Origin of the sequence: Citrobacter sp. Marseille-Q3906 (genome assembly GCF_916618775.1) — a bacterium.
Taxonomy (GTDB): Bacteria; Pseudomonadota; Gammaproteobacteria; order Enterobacterales; family Enterobacteriaceae; genus Citrobacter; species Citrobacter murliniae.
The window spans coordinates 525,471-540,300 of sequence record NZ_CAKAKA010000001.1; the positions used below are offsets into that span (position 1 = coordinate 525,471).

Annotated in this window: 16 protein-coding genes; 13 read left to right on the forward strand and 3 right to left on the reverse strand. The window is 52.8% G+C overall.

The genetic code is table 11. The features are described from left to right. The first annotated feature begins 105 nt into the window (after window positions 1–105). Window positions 106–1,218, forward strand: coding sequence for a methyl-accepting chemotaxis protein (locus tag LG384_RS02435; RefSeq protein ID WP_225760397.1), 1,113 nt, complete (start codon window positions 106–108; stop codon window positions 1,216–1,218). A 125-nt stretch (window positions 1,219–1,343) separates the two neighbouring features. Here LG384_RS02435 and fbp read toward each other — a convergent pair whose 3' ends face one another. Further along, window positions 1,344–2,342, reverse strand: a complete 999-nt coding sequence (gene fbp / locus LG384_RS02440) for a class 1 fructose-bisphosphatase (protein WP_045439113.1) — start codon at window positions 2,340–2,342, stop codon at window positions 1,344–1,346. A 175-nt stretch (window positions 2,343–2,517) separates the two neighbouring features. Between fbp and mpl the strand changes: the two genes are divergently transcribed. Further along, on the forward strand, window positions 2,518–3,897 hold the full coding sequence (gene mpl, locus LG384_RS02445; RefSeq protein WP_225760398.1) for a UDP-N-acetylmuramate:L-alanyl-gamma-D-glutamyl-meso-diaminopimelate ligase: 1,380 nt from the start codon (window positions 2,518–2,520) through the stop codon (window positions 3,895–3,897). A gap of 97 nt (window positions 3,898–3,994) precedes the next feature. Here the strand turns inward: mpl and yjgA are convergent, their stop codons facing one another. Further along, on the reverse strand, window positions 3,995–4,546 hold the full coding sequence (yjgA, locus tag LG384_RS02450; protein WP_045439118.1) for a ribosome biogenesis factor YjgA: 552 nt from the start codon (window positions 4,544–4,546) through the stop codon (window positions 3,995–3,997). Window positions 4,547–4,639: 93 nt separating this feature from the next. On the opposite strand from yjgA, the gene pmbA reads away from it, so the two are divergent. From pmbA to LG384_RS02505, 11 genes are all read left to right on the forward strand, one after another. Continuing rightward, a complete protein-coding gene (gene pmbA, locus LG384_RS02455; RefSeq protein ID WP_045439120.1) occupies window positions 4,640–5,992 on the forward strand; it encodes a metalloprotease PmbA in 1,353 nt (450 codons plus the stop codon). A gap of 160 nt (window positions 5,993–6,152) precedes the next feature. Beyond that, window positions 6,153–6,539, forward strand: coding sequence for a cytochrome b562 (gene cybC / locus LG384_RS02460; protein ID WP_045439122.1), 387 nt, complete (start codon window positions 6,153–6,155; stop codon window positions 6,537–6,539). A gap of 314 nt (window positions 6,540–6,853) precedes the next feature. Next, entirely contained in the window at window positions 6,854–7,192 is a 339-nt protein-coding gene (locus LG384_RS02465; RefSeq protein ID WP_223306970.1) for a glycine dehydrogenase, read from the forward strand. Window positions 7,193–7,202: 10 nt separating this feature from the next. After that, window positions 7,203–7,565: an SFCGS family glycine-rich protein gene (locus tag LG384_RS02470; RefSeq protein WP_008786042.1), complete on the forward strand. Its 363-nt coding sequence runs from the start codon at window positions 7,203–7,205 to the stop codon at window positions 7,563–7,565. A 2-nt stretch (window positions 7,566–7,567) separates the two neighbouring features. After that, entirely contained in the window at window positions 7,568–7,867 is a 300-nt protein-coding gene (locus LG384_RS02475; RefSeq protein WP_045439135.1) for a DUF4312 family protein, read from the forward strand. A 22-nt stretch (window positions 7,868–7,889) separates the two neighbouring features. Further along, window positions 7,890–8,666 carry a DUF4311 domain-containing protein gene (locus LG384_RS02480; RefSeq protein ID WP_045439140.1) on the forward strand — a complete coding sequence of 259 codons (777 nt, stop codon included), beginning with the start codon at window positions 7,890–7,892 and terminating at the stop codon, window positions 8,664–8,666. Window positions 8,667–8,677: 11 nt separating this feature from the next. Then, the gene (locus LG384_RS02485) at window positions 8,678–9,322 is read left to right on the forward strand and encodes a DUF4310 family protein (RefSeq protein ID WP_003830379.1); all 645 of its coding nucleotides are present in this window, start codon (window positions 8,678–8,680) and stop codon (window positions 9,320–9,322) included. Window positions 9,323–9,384: 62 nt separating this feature from the next. Then, window positions 9,385–10,518 (forward strand): amidohydrolase/deacetylase family metallohydrolase, encoded by a 1,134-nt coding sequence (locus LG384_RS02490; protein WP_045439149.1) that lies wholly within the window; start codon window positions 9,385–9,387, stop codon window positions 10,516–10,518. Next, window positions 10,502–11,620, forward strand: a complete 1,119-nt coding sequence (locus LG384_RS02495) for a DgaE family pyridoxal phosphate-dependent ammonia lyase (protein WP_045439151.1) — start codon at window positions 10,502–10,504, stop codon at window positions 11,618–11,620. Before LG384_RS02490 ends, LG384_RS02495 begins: the two co-directional genes overlap by 17 nt. Beyond that, the gene (locus LG384_RS02500; RefSeq protein WP_225760399.1) at window positions 11,617–12,357 is read left to right on the forward strand and encodes a KDGP aldolase family protein; all 741 of its coding nucleotides are present in this window, start codon (window positions 11,617–11,619) and stop codon (window positions 12,355–12,357) included. Before LG384_RS02495 ends, LG384_RS02500 begins: the two co-directional genes overlap by 4 nt. 21 nt (window positions 12,358–12,378) lie before the next feature. After that, the gene (locus LG384_RS02505; RefSeq protein WP_048222268.1) at window positions 12,379–14,292 is read left to right on the forward strand and encodes a transcription antiterminator; all 1,914 of its coding nucleotides are present in this window, start codon (window positions 12,379–12,381) and stop codon (window positions 14,290–14,292) included. Window positions 14,293–14,326: 34 nt separating this feature from the next. Here LG384_RS02505 and nrdG read toward each other — a convergent pair whose 3' ends face one another. Further along, window positions 14,327–14,791: an anaerobic ribonucleoside-triphosphate reductase-activating protein gene (gene nrdG / locus LG384_RS02510; protein ID WP_048222265.1), complete on the reverse strand. Its 465-nt coding sequence runs from the start codon at window positions 14,789–14,791 to the stop codon at window positions 14,327–14,329. Window positions 14,792–14,830: the final 39 nt, after the last annotated feature.

The following is a 14,830-nucleotide window of genomic DNA, read 5'->3' on the forward strand; positions in this document are numbered from 1 at the left end:
AACATCATGATTTTATAGAAAACATTTAAATGCCTAAACTTTTTCCGGTTGTAGTCGATAGGTTCTGTACAGGTCTGTTTTATCCCTACAACCGGAAATATAACGATGCCAAAATCCCTTTCAATTCGATCAAGTTTGTTGGTGTTATTGTCTCTGCTGACTTTTCTTCTGTTGCTGACTGGAGGGATGGGGCTTTATGCCGCAACCAGTGTAATTACTTCATTGATTTATCACGGTATTATGGGGATATCCATGTTGGCTGCCATTGCTTTGCTGGCGGTTATTTGGTTTATGCTGCGAAATAAGTTTCTGCAGCCTCTGGATAACATTGTGGAACAGCTCGAGCGTCTGGCGACGGGCGATTTGTCACCCGTTACTGCCTTGTCAGCCAGTGCTGAATTCAACCGCCTTAATGCTGCAATGGATGAAATGCGTCATGCATTGGGTGATTCTGTGCAACGCGTACGTGATGCCAGCTCGCAAATTGATCTCGGCAGTCGCGAACTGACCGCAGGTAACCAACACCTGGCACAACGTACAGAATCCACCGCAACCTCGCTGGAACAGACCGCCGCCAGTATGGAAGAGCTAACGGCGACCGTGAAACAGAATGCGGAAAACGCGGAACAGGCGCATCAGATGGCAAAATCGGTATCGGATACCGCCGATCGGGGTAGTGAAATGGTGTGCTACGTTATTGAAAAAATGCGTGATATTTCCGGGAGTTCCAGTCGTATCGCTGACATCCTCAGCGTAATCGATGGCATTGCTTTTCAGACCAATATCCTGGCGCTGAATGCTTCTGTTGAAGCGGCGCGTGCTGGCGAGCAAGGGCGTGGTTTCGCGGTGGTAGCAGGAGAAGTGCGCAATCTTGCCAGCCGCAGTGCCGAAGCGGCAAAAGAGATCCGTACCTTAATCAGCGACTCGCACACGCATGTGGGAGAAGGAAGTGAGCTGGCGCAGCAAGCGGGCGAAACCATGGATGAGATTGCGACTGAAGTGATGCGTATGACTAAACTAATGCGTGAAATTGCCAGCGCTTCCCAGGAACAGAGCCGCGGGATTGAACAGGTGAACATTGCAGTGAGTCAGATGGATGAAACGGCGCAGCAGAATGCGGCGTTGGTACAGCAATCTTCGGCGGCTACTCGCTCACTGGAAGAGCAGTCACATGCGCTGTTGGAGGCGATGGCGGCGTTCCGGTTGCAGGTGTCGTAATCGGGCTATGGATTTTGTAGGCCGGATAAAGGCGTTTACGCCGCCATCCGGCAATATTACCGTATCGTACCGGATGGCGCTTCGCTTATCCGGCCTACAACGTGGTGTAGACCGGGATGTTGCGCTTACGCGTCCGGGAACTCACGGATAAAGCGTTCTACATCTTCAACCATATGGTCGTTACCAACGAAGAATGAGCGACGCTGGTGCAGGCTTTCTGGGGTGATATCCAGAATACGATCTTTGCCATCGCTCGCCTTGCCGCCCGCTTGCTCGGCCAGGAAGGCCATTGGGTTGCATTCGTACAGCAGACGCAGTTTCCCTTGCGGGTGGCTGGCGGTGCTTGGATACAGGTAGATCCCGCCTTTCAGCAGGTTGCGGTGGAAATCTGCGACCAGAGATCCAATATAGCGCGAGGTGTACGGGCGCTGAGTGGCCTTATCTTCTTCCTGGCAGAATTTAATATACTTCTTCACGCCATTCGGGAATTTGATGTAGTTGCCTTCGTTAATGGAGTAGGTGCTTCCTTTTGCCGGGAAGCGCATACGTTCCTGGCTGAGGCAAAATACGCCCAGAGAAGGATCGTAGGTGAAGGCGTGTACGCCACAACCGGTGGTGTACACCAGCATGGTAGATGAACCATAAACAACATAGCCCGCAGCAACTTGCTTGTTACCCGGCTGCAGGAAATCCTCTTCCGTGACCGGTGTGCCGACAGGAGTTACGCGGCGGTAAATAGAGAAAATCGTACCGACGGAGACGTTAACATCGATGTTGGATGAGCCATCCAGCGGATCCATTAGCACGACATATTTTGCGTGTTCACAACCTTCAAAGACGACGATTTCATCTTCTTCTTCGGAGGCGATGCCTGCGACAATATCACGAGCCTTCAGTGCTGCTTTCAGTTTTTCGTTCGCAAACAGATCGAGTTTTTGCTGTACCTCTCCCTGCACGTTTTCTGCACCGCTGGCACCCAGGATATCGACCAGACCGGCCTTATTGATATCGCGGTGGATGATCTTGGCGCCCAGCTTTATTGCCGACAACAAAGCAGTGAGTTCACCGGTAGCATGAGAAAACTCGTGCTGCTTTTCGACAATAAATTCACCTAACGTTTTCATAACACTTTCCCTGCAATTTATGTGGAGTAAAGCGACCGCAACAATATTAACAAATATTTCAGCTATCGCGCTCAGGTGAATCGCGCCAGCAAACTACGGAATATCCTGAAATGCGTTTCTCACTTGCCAGACATGTGCGTAAAATGGCCCCCAGATTAAAAAAGGATAGTGACGTATGCGCATTCATATTTTGGGAATTTGTGGCACCTTCATGGGCGGTCTGGCGATGCTGGCGCGTTCGCTCGGCCATGAAGTAACGGGTTCGGACGCCAATGTGTATCCGCCGATGAGTACTTTACTTGAGAAGCAGGGCATTGACCTGATTCAGGGTTACAATGCCAGCCAGCTCGACCCACAGCCGGATTTGGTGATCATCGGTAACGCCATGACTCGTGGCAATCCGTGCGTGGAAGCGGTGCTTGAGAAGAATATTCCGTACATGTCCGGTCCGCAGTGGCTGCATGACTTTGTTCTGCGCGATCGCTGGGTACTGGCGGTGGCGGGGACACACGGTAAAACCACCACGGCAGGGATGGCGACCTGGATTCTGGAAGCCTGCGGTTATAAGCCGGGGGTTGTCATTGGTGGCGTACCCGGTAATTTTGAGGTTTCTGCTCGTCTGGGCGAAAGCGACTTTTTTGTCATTGAAGCGGATGAGTACGACTGCGCGTTCTTTGATAAGCGTTCCAAGTTTGTGCATTACTGCCCGCGAACGCTGATCCTCAACAACCTTGAGTTTGATCACGCAGACATCTTTGACGATCTGAAAGCGATTCAGAAACAGTTCCACCATCTGGTGCGTATTGTGCCGGGTCAGGGTCGCATCATCTTCCCGGAAAACGACATCAATCTGAAACAGACGATGGCGATGGGATGCTGGAGTGAACAGGAACTGGTCGGCGAGCAGGGACACTGGCAGGCGAAAAAACTGACTACTGATGCTTCCGAGTGGGAAGTGTGGCTGGACGGTGAAAAAGCCGGTGTTGTGAAATGGGGCCTGGTGGGTGAGCACAACATGCACAACGGCCTGATGGCGATTGCGGCGGCCCGTCACGTTGGTGTGACGCCAGCGGATGCGGCCAACGCACTGGGATCGTTCATCAATGCCCGCCGTCGTCTTGAGCTACGCGGTGAAGCTAATGGCGTGACGGTGTATGACGATTTCGCCCATCACCCAACGGCGATTCTGGCTACCCTCGCGGCACTGCGCGGTAAAGTCGGCGGTACGGCGCGTATCATTGCTGTGCTGGAACCTCGGTCTAACACCATGAAAATGGGGTTGTGCAAAGACGATCTGGCACCTTCGTTAGGACGTGCGGACGAAGTATTCCTGCTGCAACCACCACATATTCCGTGGTTGGTCTCTGAAGTAGCTGAAGCCTGTGTCCAGCCTGCTCACTGGAGCGGAGATGTTGATACGCTGGCTGATATGGTGGTGAAAACCGCGCAGCCTGGCGATCACATTCTGGTGATGAGCAACGGCGGGTTTGGCGGCATCCATCAAAAACTGTTGGATGGTCTGGCGAAGAAAGCGCAAGCAGAAGCGGAAGAGTAAGAGAATGCCCGGTAGCGTGGCCGCTTACCGGGTATGTAATTGACTGTAGGCCAGATAAGGCATTGACGCAGTTATCTGGCACTTTCAACGCATGAAATTATGCTTCGTTTTCAGCCAGCTCACGCAGATACTGGAAGATCTGACGCGCTGATTTCGGCGGTTTATTGCCTTCTTTCTCTTTCTTCGCATTGCGAACCAGAGAACGAAGCTGCTGACGGTCGGCGTTTGGCCACAGGCTCAGTACTTCTGCTACCGCGTCATCACCTTCAACGATCAAACGATCGCGCAACTGTTCAAGTTTGTGAAACAGCACAACCTGTTGGTTATGACGGTTTTTCAGCTTATCCAGCGCCTGGCGAATAGGATCGACATCCCGCTGGCGCAGCATTTTACCAATCAGCTGCAACTGGCGGCGACGGCCTTCCATCTTGATACGCTGCGCCAGTTCAATGGCGGCACGCAGATCCGCATCGAGCGGGATTTTATCCAGCGCGTTTTTCCCCAGTTCTACCAGTTCTACGCCCAGGCGCTTTAACTCCTCGGCGTCCCGCTTAATTTCACTTTTACTGACCCAGATAATTTCATCGTCTTCGTCTTCGATGTCATCACCGGGAACGTCGTCGAGCCAGTCTTCGGGCTGCTTAGTCATGTCAGGCTCCTTAAAAAAAGAGGCTAATGTTACCAGTTAAGATGCGCACTGAAAAACGGTTCTCTGTTAGACTTCAGAGAAACTCTCTACATTATGGCATTTGCGATGAAAGTAATCTCACAAGTTGAAGCGCAGCGTAAGATTCTGGAAGAAGCGGTCTCGACAGCACTGGAGCTAGCGTCAGGTCAGTCGGATGGCGCGGAAGTCGCTGTAAGCAAGACCACGGGTATTAGCGTCAGCACCCGTTATGGTGAAGTGGAGAACGTAGAATTCAATAGTGATGGTGCTCTTGGCATTACGGTTTATCACCAGAACCGTAAAGGGAGCGCATCATCCACTGATTTAAGCCCGCAGGCTATCGCACGTACCGTGCAGGCCGCGCTGGATATCGCCCGTTACACCTCGCCGGACCCGTGCGCGGGCGTGGCAGATAAAGAGCTGCTGGCATTTGATGCGCCAGATTTAGATCTGTTCCACCCGGCAGAAGTGTCGCCTGATGAAGCTATTGAATTGGCCGCGCGTGCTGAACAGGCTGCGTTACAGGCCGATAAGCGCATTACTAACACCGAAGGCGGCAGTTTTAATAGCCACTATGGCATCAAAGTTTTTGGTAACAGCCATGGCATGCTACAGGGTTACTGCTCCACGCGTCATTCACTTTCCAGCTGCGTTATCGCTGAAGAGAACGGCGATATGGAACGCGATTATGCCTATACCATTGGCCGTGCAATTGGCGATCTGCAAACGCCGGAGTGGGTCGGCGCAGACTGTGCCCGTCGCACCTTATCTCGCCTGTCGCCGCGTAAGCTGTCCACCATGAAAGCACCGGTTATTTTTGCGAACGAAGTGGCGACCGGACTGTTTGGACATCTGGTAGGCGCTATTGCAGGCGGCTCGGTGTATCGTAAATCCACCTTCCTGCTGGATTCACTGGGCAAACAGATCCTGCCGGAATGGCTGACCATTGAAGAACACCCGCATCTGTTGAAAGGACTGGCATCCTCACCGTTCGACAGTGAAGGCGTGCGTACCGAGCGTCGTGACATTATCAAAGATGGTGTACTGACTCAGTGGCTGTTGACCAACTATTCAGCCCGTAAACTGGGGCTGAAAAGCACCGGTCATGCTGGCGGCATTCACAACTGGCGTATTCCCGGACAAGGGCTAAGCTTCGAGCAGTTGCTCAAAGAGATGGGCACTGGCCTGGTTGTTACCGAACTGATGGGGCAGGGCGTAAGTGGTATTACCGGCGATTACTCTCGCGGTGCGGCTGGCTTCTGGGTCGAAAACGGTGAAATTCAGTATCCGGTAAGTGAAATTACCATTGCCGGTAACTTAAAAGAGATGTGGCGCAATATTGTGACCGTAGGGAACGATATTGAAACGCGCAGTAATATACAGTGTGGTTCTGTACTGTTGCCGGAGATGAAGATCGCCGGTCAATAATACCCTTCATACTTCAAGCTGCAGGTGTGTTGGTTTTACGCGTTCATCCCAGTCACTTACTTATGTAAATGGCCGGGATTCACACGCTTGCCGCTTGCCTGCAACTCGGATTATTTAGGGTATCGGGCGTTATTTTTTAATAATAAAAAGGAAGTGAGCAATGCGTAAACACCTGTTAGCGATCATCGCGGCTTCAACGCTGGTTCTTGGCTCTTCTGCGTTTGCTGCCGATCTCGAAGACGACATGGGGATCCTCAACGATAACCTGAAGATCGTCGAAAAAACGGATAATGCGACTGAACTCAAAGGTGCGTTAACCAAAATGCGTGCAGCCGCACAGGACGCACAAAAAGGAACGCCGCCGAAGCTGGAAAGCAAATCCCCGGACAGCCCGGAGATGAAAGATTTCCGCCACGGTTTTGACACGTTGATCGGTCAGATTGACGGTGCGTTAAAACTGGCGAACGAAGGTAAAGTCAAAGAGGCGAAGGCAGTAGCGGAAGAGCTGAAATCCACCCGCAATGCTTACCATAAGAAGTACCGTTGATTTATTTATCCGGCCTACAGACTACGTAGGTCGGGTAAGACATACCCATCAGATTCCCTCCATAAGTAAACGTTATGCCCATCACATTTTTTAACTTTTAACGTCAGACCGTTATTCCTTCCGCTTGTGCTTTACCTGCAATCTCCTGCGATCCCCATCACGTTATGCTGGTTATTAATCGCCAATTCCGTCTTTTCTGTGGCACAGATCACTATCGCTGCTCGCCTTTCCACTTCGAAGTGGAAAACAACTCGCTACAAACTTTTAACCTCCACCGCTAGTTTACCCTCATAGCCATGAGTGGGGTGAAACGAGTGAATAACGGAGTTGCAATGAATGACATGGGGGAACCGGTGACACCGTCTGGTGAACTGGCCGATCGCATGCTGGCGCAGGTATATGCCCTGTTGCGTGAACGCCACATCATCCCCAACGCCGTACAGGAACAAATGCTGACGTCGCATGTTCGCGCCATGGCGCACCGCTCGGTGACGGGGGAGCCCTTGCCAGACGTTGATGCCAGCCTATTTGATGAAATTTCTGCCGAATCAATGGCGCTTGCCCGCGACGTCGTAGCTGAGTTTGGCAATCTTCCAGAAGAAGAGGCCTGGCTGCTGTCGGTACATTTCGAAGTCGCGAAAGATAACCTTTAAGGAGCAAAAGATGGAACAGATTACTGTGGTGATTGGCGATCGTCTGGGTAAGGGCCAGAAAGTGGCGGCAGGCGTTGAGAAAGCTGGTGGTCGTGCGGTCGTGGTGCCGGGTGTGGCGGCAGATATGAAACTGGGCGACGTTATGAAAGCGGAAAACGCCACCTTTGGCATCTCTTTTTGTGGCAGCGGCGGCGCGGGAGCCATCACTGCGCAGACCAAATATGGCTACAAAGCAAAATACGGCATGCGCTCAGTGGATGAGGGTGTGACCGCCATTAACGAAGGCTGCAACGTGCTGGGCTTTGGCTTTATGGATAAGGAAGAACTGGGCGAGCGTCTGGTACAGGCGTGGCAAAAGAAATACGGCGCCTGAGTATGAAAGAGCAATTCACCACGACGGTGAGAGTTACCGGCAAAGGCGACACGAAAGCACGCGCCTTTGCTGATGCCCTGAATCATGTTCAGGCTGCGGTGATGAAGGCATCGCCGCATATCTTACTGCGTATTGAGCCACAGGATGTGCAGGTTGTTCAAGCGCGTGAATCGGTGCGTAAAGAGGCATTTTTATTCTTCTTTATGCGCCGGGAAAGACGCACTTTCAGCGTGGAGCTGGATGTGACCGTCAACGTGACTGCCATCAATCTCGACAAGGTGGATTTCGTCACGCAACGCTGATTTACTATTAAAAGGCATAAATATGTTCCTGATAATATTAATAAAATCGCTCATCATCGGCGCGCTGGTTGGCGTGGGTGTCGGCGCTGGGGCTGCACGCATGTTTCATGCGCCTACCACTCAGGGGATGGGCGCATTTCGTACCCTGGGAGAACTGAATTCCTGCGAAGGGGATCCGGCTTCTCACTTCTCATTTGGTCTGGGTTTCTTCTTCAACGCCTGGGCATCATCCGTGGCGGCCGGCGCGTTCACTCAGGATGTCGATCACCGCATCATTCCTAACTGGGGCGCGGCGGCGTTGATGCTGAAAAACCGTAATGTCGGTGAAACGCTGCATGACCCTAAACGCATGGCGATTGCCTGTGGCGTTATCGGCATGATCGTCGTGACCTTTCTGAACCTGACCGCTTCATCCGTACCGGAAGCATTGCAGGTTACCGCTGTTAAGGTGTTGGTTCCTGCGGCAAACCTGCTGGTCAATACCGTGATGCCGGTGATCTTCTGGCTGGCGGCTATTGATGCCGGTAAGAAATCCGGTTTCTGGGCGACAGTCTTTGGTGGTGCAGCACAGCTCATTATGGGTAATGCGGTACCGGGTCTGGTACTCGGTATTCTGATTGGTAAAGGCGTAGAAGAGAGCGGCTGGAACCACGTCACCAAAGTGATGATGGTCGCTATCGTCGCGTTGTTCGTCCTGAGCGGCTTCTTCCGCGGCTTCGATATGAAGATGATCGAATCCTTCCATCTGACCGTGCCGAACTGGCTCGAACTGATCCACAACTCGCTCAGCGGCAAATAACGGAGGTCATCATGGAACAGAATAAAGGTTTTTGGTTTGCCGACTGGTCGTTCCCGATCTTCGTTGGCCTGCTCTCCTCCGGTGTCTTTGCCGGAACGCACATGTACTACCTGTACGGCATCGGCGCATTTAACGAAGTGGCATTTGTGGCGATGCTGAAAGCGGGAATGGACACCGGATCCTACGGCGCGGTTGCGGCGTTTGGCGCAAGTTTCCTGTTTGCCCGAATCATTGAAGGTTCGCTGGTAGGGATCCTTGATATCGGTGGGGCGATTCAGACCGGTGTTGGCCTGGGCGTCCCGGCATTGTTGCTGGGCGCGGGCATTATTTTCCCGGTAGCGAACTTTGCCGCCTCGTTGGTCACGGGTCTGGTGATTGGCCTGGCGATTGGCTACATCATCATTCTGGCGCGTAAGTTCACCATCAATCAGAGCGACTCGACCTATGGCGCTGACGTAATGATGGGGGCCGGTAACGCCTCTGGTCGCTTCCTTGGGCCGTTGATCATTCTCAGTGCGATGACTGCCTCCATCCCTATCGGTATCGGCTCTCTGGCGGGTGCGCTGCTGTTTTACCTGTGGCAAAAACCGATCACTGGCGGGGCGATCCTCGGTGCGATGATTTTGGGATCAATCTTCCCGATTGCGATTAGCTAACACTGCTGTTTTGTAGGCCGGACAGAGCGATTACTCAGCCCTGTCCGGCAAAGGAGAGAACGATGTTTGATTTACTCCTGCGCCATGCGCGTCTGGTTGACGATACGGTGAGCGATATTGCTCTCAAAGACGGCAAAATTGCGGCGCTGGGCGATGTTGATAGCCCGGCGGCAAAAACTATCGACTTACGCGGCGAGTGCTACGTCAGCGCAGGCTGGATTGATTCTCACGTCCACTGCTACCCGAAATCTCCGATTTATCATGACCAGCCAGACAGCGTCGGTATTGCCACCGGCGTCACCACGGTGGTCGATGCAGGTAGTACCGGGGCTGATGATATTGACGATTTTTACACGCTGACTCGTGAAGCGATCACTGATGTTTATGCGCTACTGAATATCTCTCGCGTTGGGCTTATCGCCCAAAATGAACTGGCGAACATGACCAACATTGATGCCGATGCGGTGCGACAGGCGGTCAACCGCTACCCTGATTTTATCGTCGGCCTGAAGGCGCGGATGAGCAGCAGCGTGGTCGGTGAAAACGGCATTACGCCGCTGGAGCATGCCAAAGTGATGCAGGCCGAAAACGGCGACTTGCCGTTGATGGTACATATTGGTAATAACCCGCCGGATCTGGATGAAATTGCCGAGCGCCTGGCGGCGGGCGATATCATTACCCACTGTTACAACGGCAAACCGAACCGCATTCTGACGCCAGAAGGCGAGCTGCGAGCCTCGGTGTCGCAGGCTCTCGCGCGTGGTGTACGCCTTGATGTCGGGCACGGCACTGCCAGCCTGAGCTTTGCGGTCGCGAAGCGCGCCATCAGTTTAGGCATTCTGCCGCATACCATCAGCTCAGACATCTATTGCCGTAATCGCATCAGCGGCCCGGTGTATTCGCTTGCCAATGTGATGTCCAAGTTTCTCGCCATCGGCATGTCGCTACCGCAGGTTATTGACTGCGTGACCGCCAATGCTGCTGACGGTCTGCGTTTGAAAAACAAAGGCCGACTTCAGGTAGGTCAGGATGCTGATCTCACCCTCTTTATGCTTAAACGCCAGCCAGCCGTGCTGGTCGATGCAGAAAAAGACAGCTTACAGGCAGATCAACTGCTGGTGCCGCTTGCCGCAATACGTGCGGGCAAGGGTTATATGACCGAACAAGGGAGCGCAGAACATGTCTTCGATTTTTGAAAAATACGATTTAAAACAGGTGATTAACACTTCCGGTCGCATGACGGCGCTCGGTGTTTCCACGCCGCGCCCGGAGGTTGTACAGGCCGCGATGGAAGGGATGAATCAGTACTTTGAGATGAAAGATCTGGTCAACAAAACAGGAGACTACATCGCAAAGCTACTGGAAGTAGAGGGGGCTACGGTCGTCTCCTGCGCTTCGGCAGGGATTGCCCTGTCGGTTGCCGCTGTGTTGGTTAAGGACAGTGACTGGCTGCTGGAAAATCTGCACGTTACGCCAATCGACAACAATGAAATCGTGCTGCCAAGAGGACACAACGTCAACTTTGGCGCACCGGTTGGCAGCATGGTGGCGCTTGGCGGCGGTAAGTTGGTGGAGGCGGGTTACGCTAACGAATGCTCTGCGGCACAACTGGCAGCCGCTATTACACCACGCACGGCGGCCATTCTGTATATCAAATCCCACCACTGTGTGCAGAAAAGCATGCTTAGTGTGGAGCAGGCCGCAGTGGTAGCGCGTACGCATAACTTGCCGCTGATTGTCGATGCGGCGGCGGAAGAAGATTTGCAATGCTATTACCGTGTTGGCGCGGACCTGGTGATTTATAGCGGTGCGAAAGCCATTGAAGGGCCAACCAGCGGTCTGGTGATCGGCAAAACTCAGTATGTCGAGTGGGTAAAACGCCAGACAGCGGGTATTGGGAGGGCAATGAAGGTCGGCAAAGAAGGCATTCTCGGTCTGACCTGTGCCATTGAACTCTATCTGAACGCGCAGAAAGAGAGCGGCGCGGAAATGGTGGAAAAAATGACACCATTTATCAATACGCTGAATACCTTTAATGGCGTTAGCGCCCGCGTGGTATGGGATAGCGCAGGACGCGACATCGCCCGTGCAGAGATTAAGTTTGACGAAGCGGTGACCGGTATTGCCACGGGGGAACTGGTTGATGCGCTTAAACAGGGTGAGTACGCGATTTATTTCCGTGGCTATAAAGCCAACGAAGGGATTATTGAAGCGGATGTGCGCAGCGTCGATCGCGCACAACTGGAGATTGTGGCGCGTCGTATTGGTGACGTGACCCGGCAGGAGAAAAAAGCATGAAACTGACCCCTAACTTTTATCGCGATCGCGTTTGCCTGAACGTGCTGGCGGGTTCCAAAGAGAATGCCCGGGATATTTATGCGGCGGCTGAAGGTCATGTGCTGGTCGGCGTGCTCTCTAAAAATTACCCGGATGTTGAAAGCGCTGTGGCGGATATGCGCGAATATGCGGCGCTTATCGACAATGTGCTCTCTGTGGGCCTGGGAGCCGGTGATCCCAACCAGTCGGCGATGGTCAGTGAAATCTCCCGCCAGGTACAGCCACAGCATGTAAACCAGGTTTTTACCGGCGTGGCAACCAGCCGTGCGCTGCTGGGGCAGAATGAGACGGTGGTCAATGGTCTTGTGTCACCTACCGGAACGCCTGGTATGGTCAAAATCTCCACCGGGCCGCTGAGCAGCCAGTCTCCGGATGGCATTGTTCCACTAGAAACAGCTATCGCCCTGCTCAAAGACATGGGCGGCAGTTCGATTAAATACTTCCCGATGGGCGGTCTCAAGTGCCGTAACGAGTACAAGGCTGTGGCTGAAGCCTGCGCCCGGCATGACTTCTGGCTGGAGCCAACGGGTGGTATAGACCTGGATAACTTTGCGGAAATCCTGCAGATAGCGCTTGATGCAGGCGTGAGCAAAATCATTCCTCACATTTATAGTTCTATTATTGATAAGGTGAATGGGAACACTCGTCCGGATGATGTACGCCAGCTGCTGGCGATCACCAGGGCCTGTGTAGGTTAACTGACTGATGAGGAAAAAGACGTGCGATTCCCCAACCAACGTTTAGCACAGCTGTTTGACATGCTGCAAAACGAGGCGCTGCCGCAGGATGAGCTGGCGCAGCGGTTGTCGGTTTCCACACGTACTGTACGAGCGGATATCACCGCGCTGAATACGCTACTCACCCAGTATGGCGCACAGTTTGTTCTCAGTCGGGGCAACGGCTACCAGCTTAAAATTGACGATCCGGCAAGTTATCATGCGTTGCAAACGCAGCAACCAGAGCAGCTGTTGCGTATACCGCGTACCAGCCGGGAACGGGTTCACTGGCTGGTGGTCCGTTTTCTGACATCGGCTTTTTCGCTAAAGTTGGAAGATTTAGCTGATGAATGGTTCATCAGTCGGGCGACGCTGCAGAATGACATGGCGGAGGTGCGTGAACACCTGCAACGTTATCATCTGACGCTGGAAACGCGCCCCCGGCATGGAATGAAGCTGTTCGGTAGCGAGATGGCGATTCGGGCCTGTTTGACCGATCTTCTGTGGACGCTGGCACAGCAAGATCCTGCCCATCCGCTGGTAATGGAAGAGGCGCTCAATGCTGGCGTACCGCAGCAGTTGCAACCTGTTTTACAGGATATTTTTTCCCGTTTTCATATCAGCCTGACCGATGAGGGCGAGCTTTTTCTGCGCTTATATTGTGCGGTGGCGGTACGCAGGATTAGCGAGGGGTATCCACTTCCTGAGTTCGCCGCAGAAGAAGTCGAACATGCGGTGTGCCTTGCTACGCGGGAAATTGCGGCGGTATTGCACCAGTTGGCAGATAAACCGCTTTCCGTTTTTGAAGAAAACTGGCTGAAGGTGCATATTGCTGCCCGTCAGGTTCAGGAGATCGCCCCCAGTGCCATCAATGCTGACGATGATGAGGCGCTGGTTAATTACATCCTGCGTTTTATCAACACCCAGTACAACTATAACCTGCTGAATGACCAGCAACTGCATGCCGACCTGCTAACGCATATTAAGACGATGATCACCCGGGTACGCTACCAGATCATGATCCCTAATCCGCTGCTGGAAAATATTAAACAGCACTATCCAATGGCATGGGACATGACACTTGCTGCCGTGTCGGGATGGGGGAAATACACCCCGTATACGATCAGTGAAAATGAGATTGGCTTCCTTGTCCTGCATATTGGTGTTGGGCTGGAACGTAGTTACAACATCGGTTACCAACGACAGCCCCGTGTACTTCTGGTCTGTGATGCGGGAAATGCGATGGCAAGGATGATTGAAGCGGTGCTGGCGCGTAAGTACTCGCAGATTGAAATTGTAAGTACCGTGACGCTGCGAGACTATGAACAACGGGACAGTATTAGCGAAGACTTTGTTATCTCTACTGCGCGAATTAGCGAAAAAGATAAGCCCGTAGTGATGATTGCGCCGTTTCCAACAGATTATCAACTGGAGCAAATTGGTAAACTGGTGCTGGTGGACAGGACCCGCCCATGGATGCTGGACAAATACTTCGATGCGACGCATTTTCGTATTGTCGACGGGCAAATGGATCAACAGACGCTGTTCAACACACTATGCCATCAGTTGCAGGATGAAGGTTTTGTGGATGCGGAGTTTGTCAGTTCGGTGGTGGAACGTGAGGCCATCGTTAGCACCATGCTGGGTGACGGCATTGCACTACCGCACGCGCTCGGTTTGCTGGCCAAGAAAACGGTGGTCTACACGGTCCTCGCTCCGCAGGGCATTGCCTGGGGAGATGAAACCGCACACGTGATCTTTTTACTCGCCATTAGCAAAAGCGAGTACGAAGAGGCGATGGCAATCTACGATATTTTCGTTACTTTTCTGCGCGAACGCGCCATGGCAAGACTCTGTACCTGCCGTGACTTTAACGAATTCAAAGCAGTCGCGATGGAGTGTGTGAGCCGGTTTTGACAGGCGGAAAACAGAACATCATCCGCCTGAAGTGTTAGCGCAAATGATGCACAACCTGGTTGCTGCTACCGCGCCAGATAAGCGCCGGGTCTTTGAGATCCTGAACAAATTTACCATCGACCAGCACGTTGATGAGATCCACCACCTGCATTTGCTCGGCATTGAGCTCATCGAGTTTGTAGCCAGTCCACACCCAGATATCTTTTCCCGGACACTCAGCGTGAATGCGCTGTACCAGTTTCAGAATATCCGGCACGTTTTGCGGATGAAGTGGATCGCCGCCCGACAGCGAGATCCCCTGACGATGGATCCGTGTATCGTTCAGATCGGCAATGATCTTGTCTTCCATCTCTGTGGTAAACGGCTGGCCGGAGTTTAGCCGCCAGGTGCTTTTGTTATAGCAGCCAGGGCATTCGTGCACGCACCCTGAAACAAACAGGGTACAGCGAGTGCCGGGACCGTTGACGATGTCGACAGGGTAATACTGGTGATAATTCATTTCGCTTAACCATGCCGGATGGCGTTTTGCTTATCCGGC

Coding starts and splice junctions, on each gene's coding strand:
- LG384_RS02435 (WP_225760397.1), top strand. CDS start 106: ATGCCAAAATCCCTTTCAATTCGATCAAGTTTGTTGGTGTTATTGTCT.
- fbp (WP_045439113.1), bottom strand. CDS start 2,342: ATGAAAACGTTAGGTGAATTTATTGTCGAAAAGCAGCACGAGTTTTCT.
- mpl (WP_225760398.1), top strand. CDS start 2,518: ATGCGCATTCATATTTTGGGAATTTGTGGCACCTTCATGGGCGGTCTG.
- yjgA (WP_045439118.1), bottom strand. CDS start 4,546: ATGACTAAGCAGCCCGAAGACTGGCTCGACGACGTTCCCGGTGATGAC.
- pmbA (WP_045439120.1), top strand. CDS start 4,640: ATGGCATTTGCGATGAAAGTAATCTCACAAGTTGAAGCGCAGCGTAAG.
- cybC (WP_045439122.1), top strand. CDS start 6,153: ATGCGTAAACACCTGTTAGCGATCATCGCGGCTTCAACGCTGGTTCTT.
- LG384_RS02470 (WP_008786042.1), top strand. CDS start 7,203: ATGGAACAGATTACTGTGGTGATTGGCGATCGTCTGGGTAAGGGCCAG.
- LG384_RS02475 (WP_045439135.1), top strand. CDS start 7,568: ATGAAAGAGCAATTCACCACGACGGTGAGAGTTACCGGCAAAGGCGAC.
- LG384_RS02480 (WP_045439140.1), top strand. CDS start 7,890: ATGTTCCTGATAATATTAATAAAATCGCTCATCATCGGCGCGCTGGTT.
- LG384_RS02485 (WP_003830379.1), top strand. CDS start 8,678: ATGGAACAGAATAAAGGTTTTTGGTTTGCCGACTGGTCGTTCCCGATC.
- LG384_RS02490 (WP_045439149.1), top strand. CDS start 9,385: ATGTTTGATTTACTCCTGCGCCATGCGCGTCTGGTTGACGATACGGTG.
- LG384_RS02495 (WP_045439151.1), top strand. CDS start 10,502: ATGTCTTCGATTTTTGAAAAATACGATTTAAAACAGGTGATTAACACT.
- LG384_RS02500 (WP_225760399.1), top strand. CDS start 11,617: ATGAAACTGACCCCTAACTTTTATCGCGATCGCGTTTGCCTGAACGTG.
- nrdG (WP_048222265.1), bottom strand. CDS start 14,791: ATGAATTATCACCAGTATTACCCTGTCGACATCGTCAACGGTCCCGGC.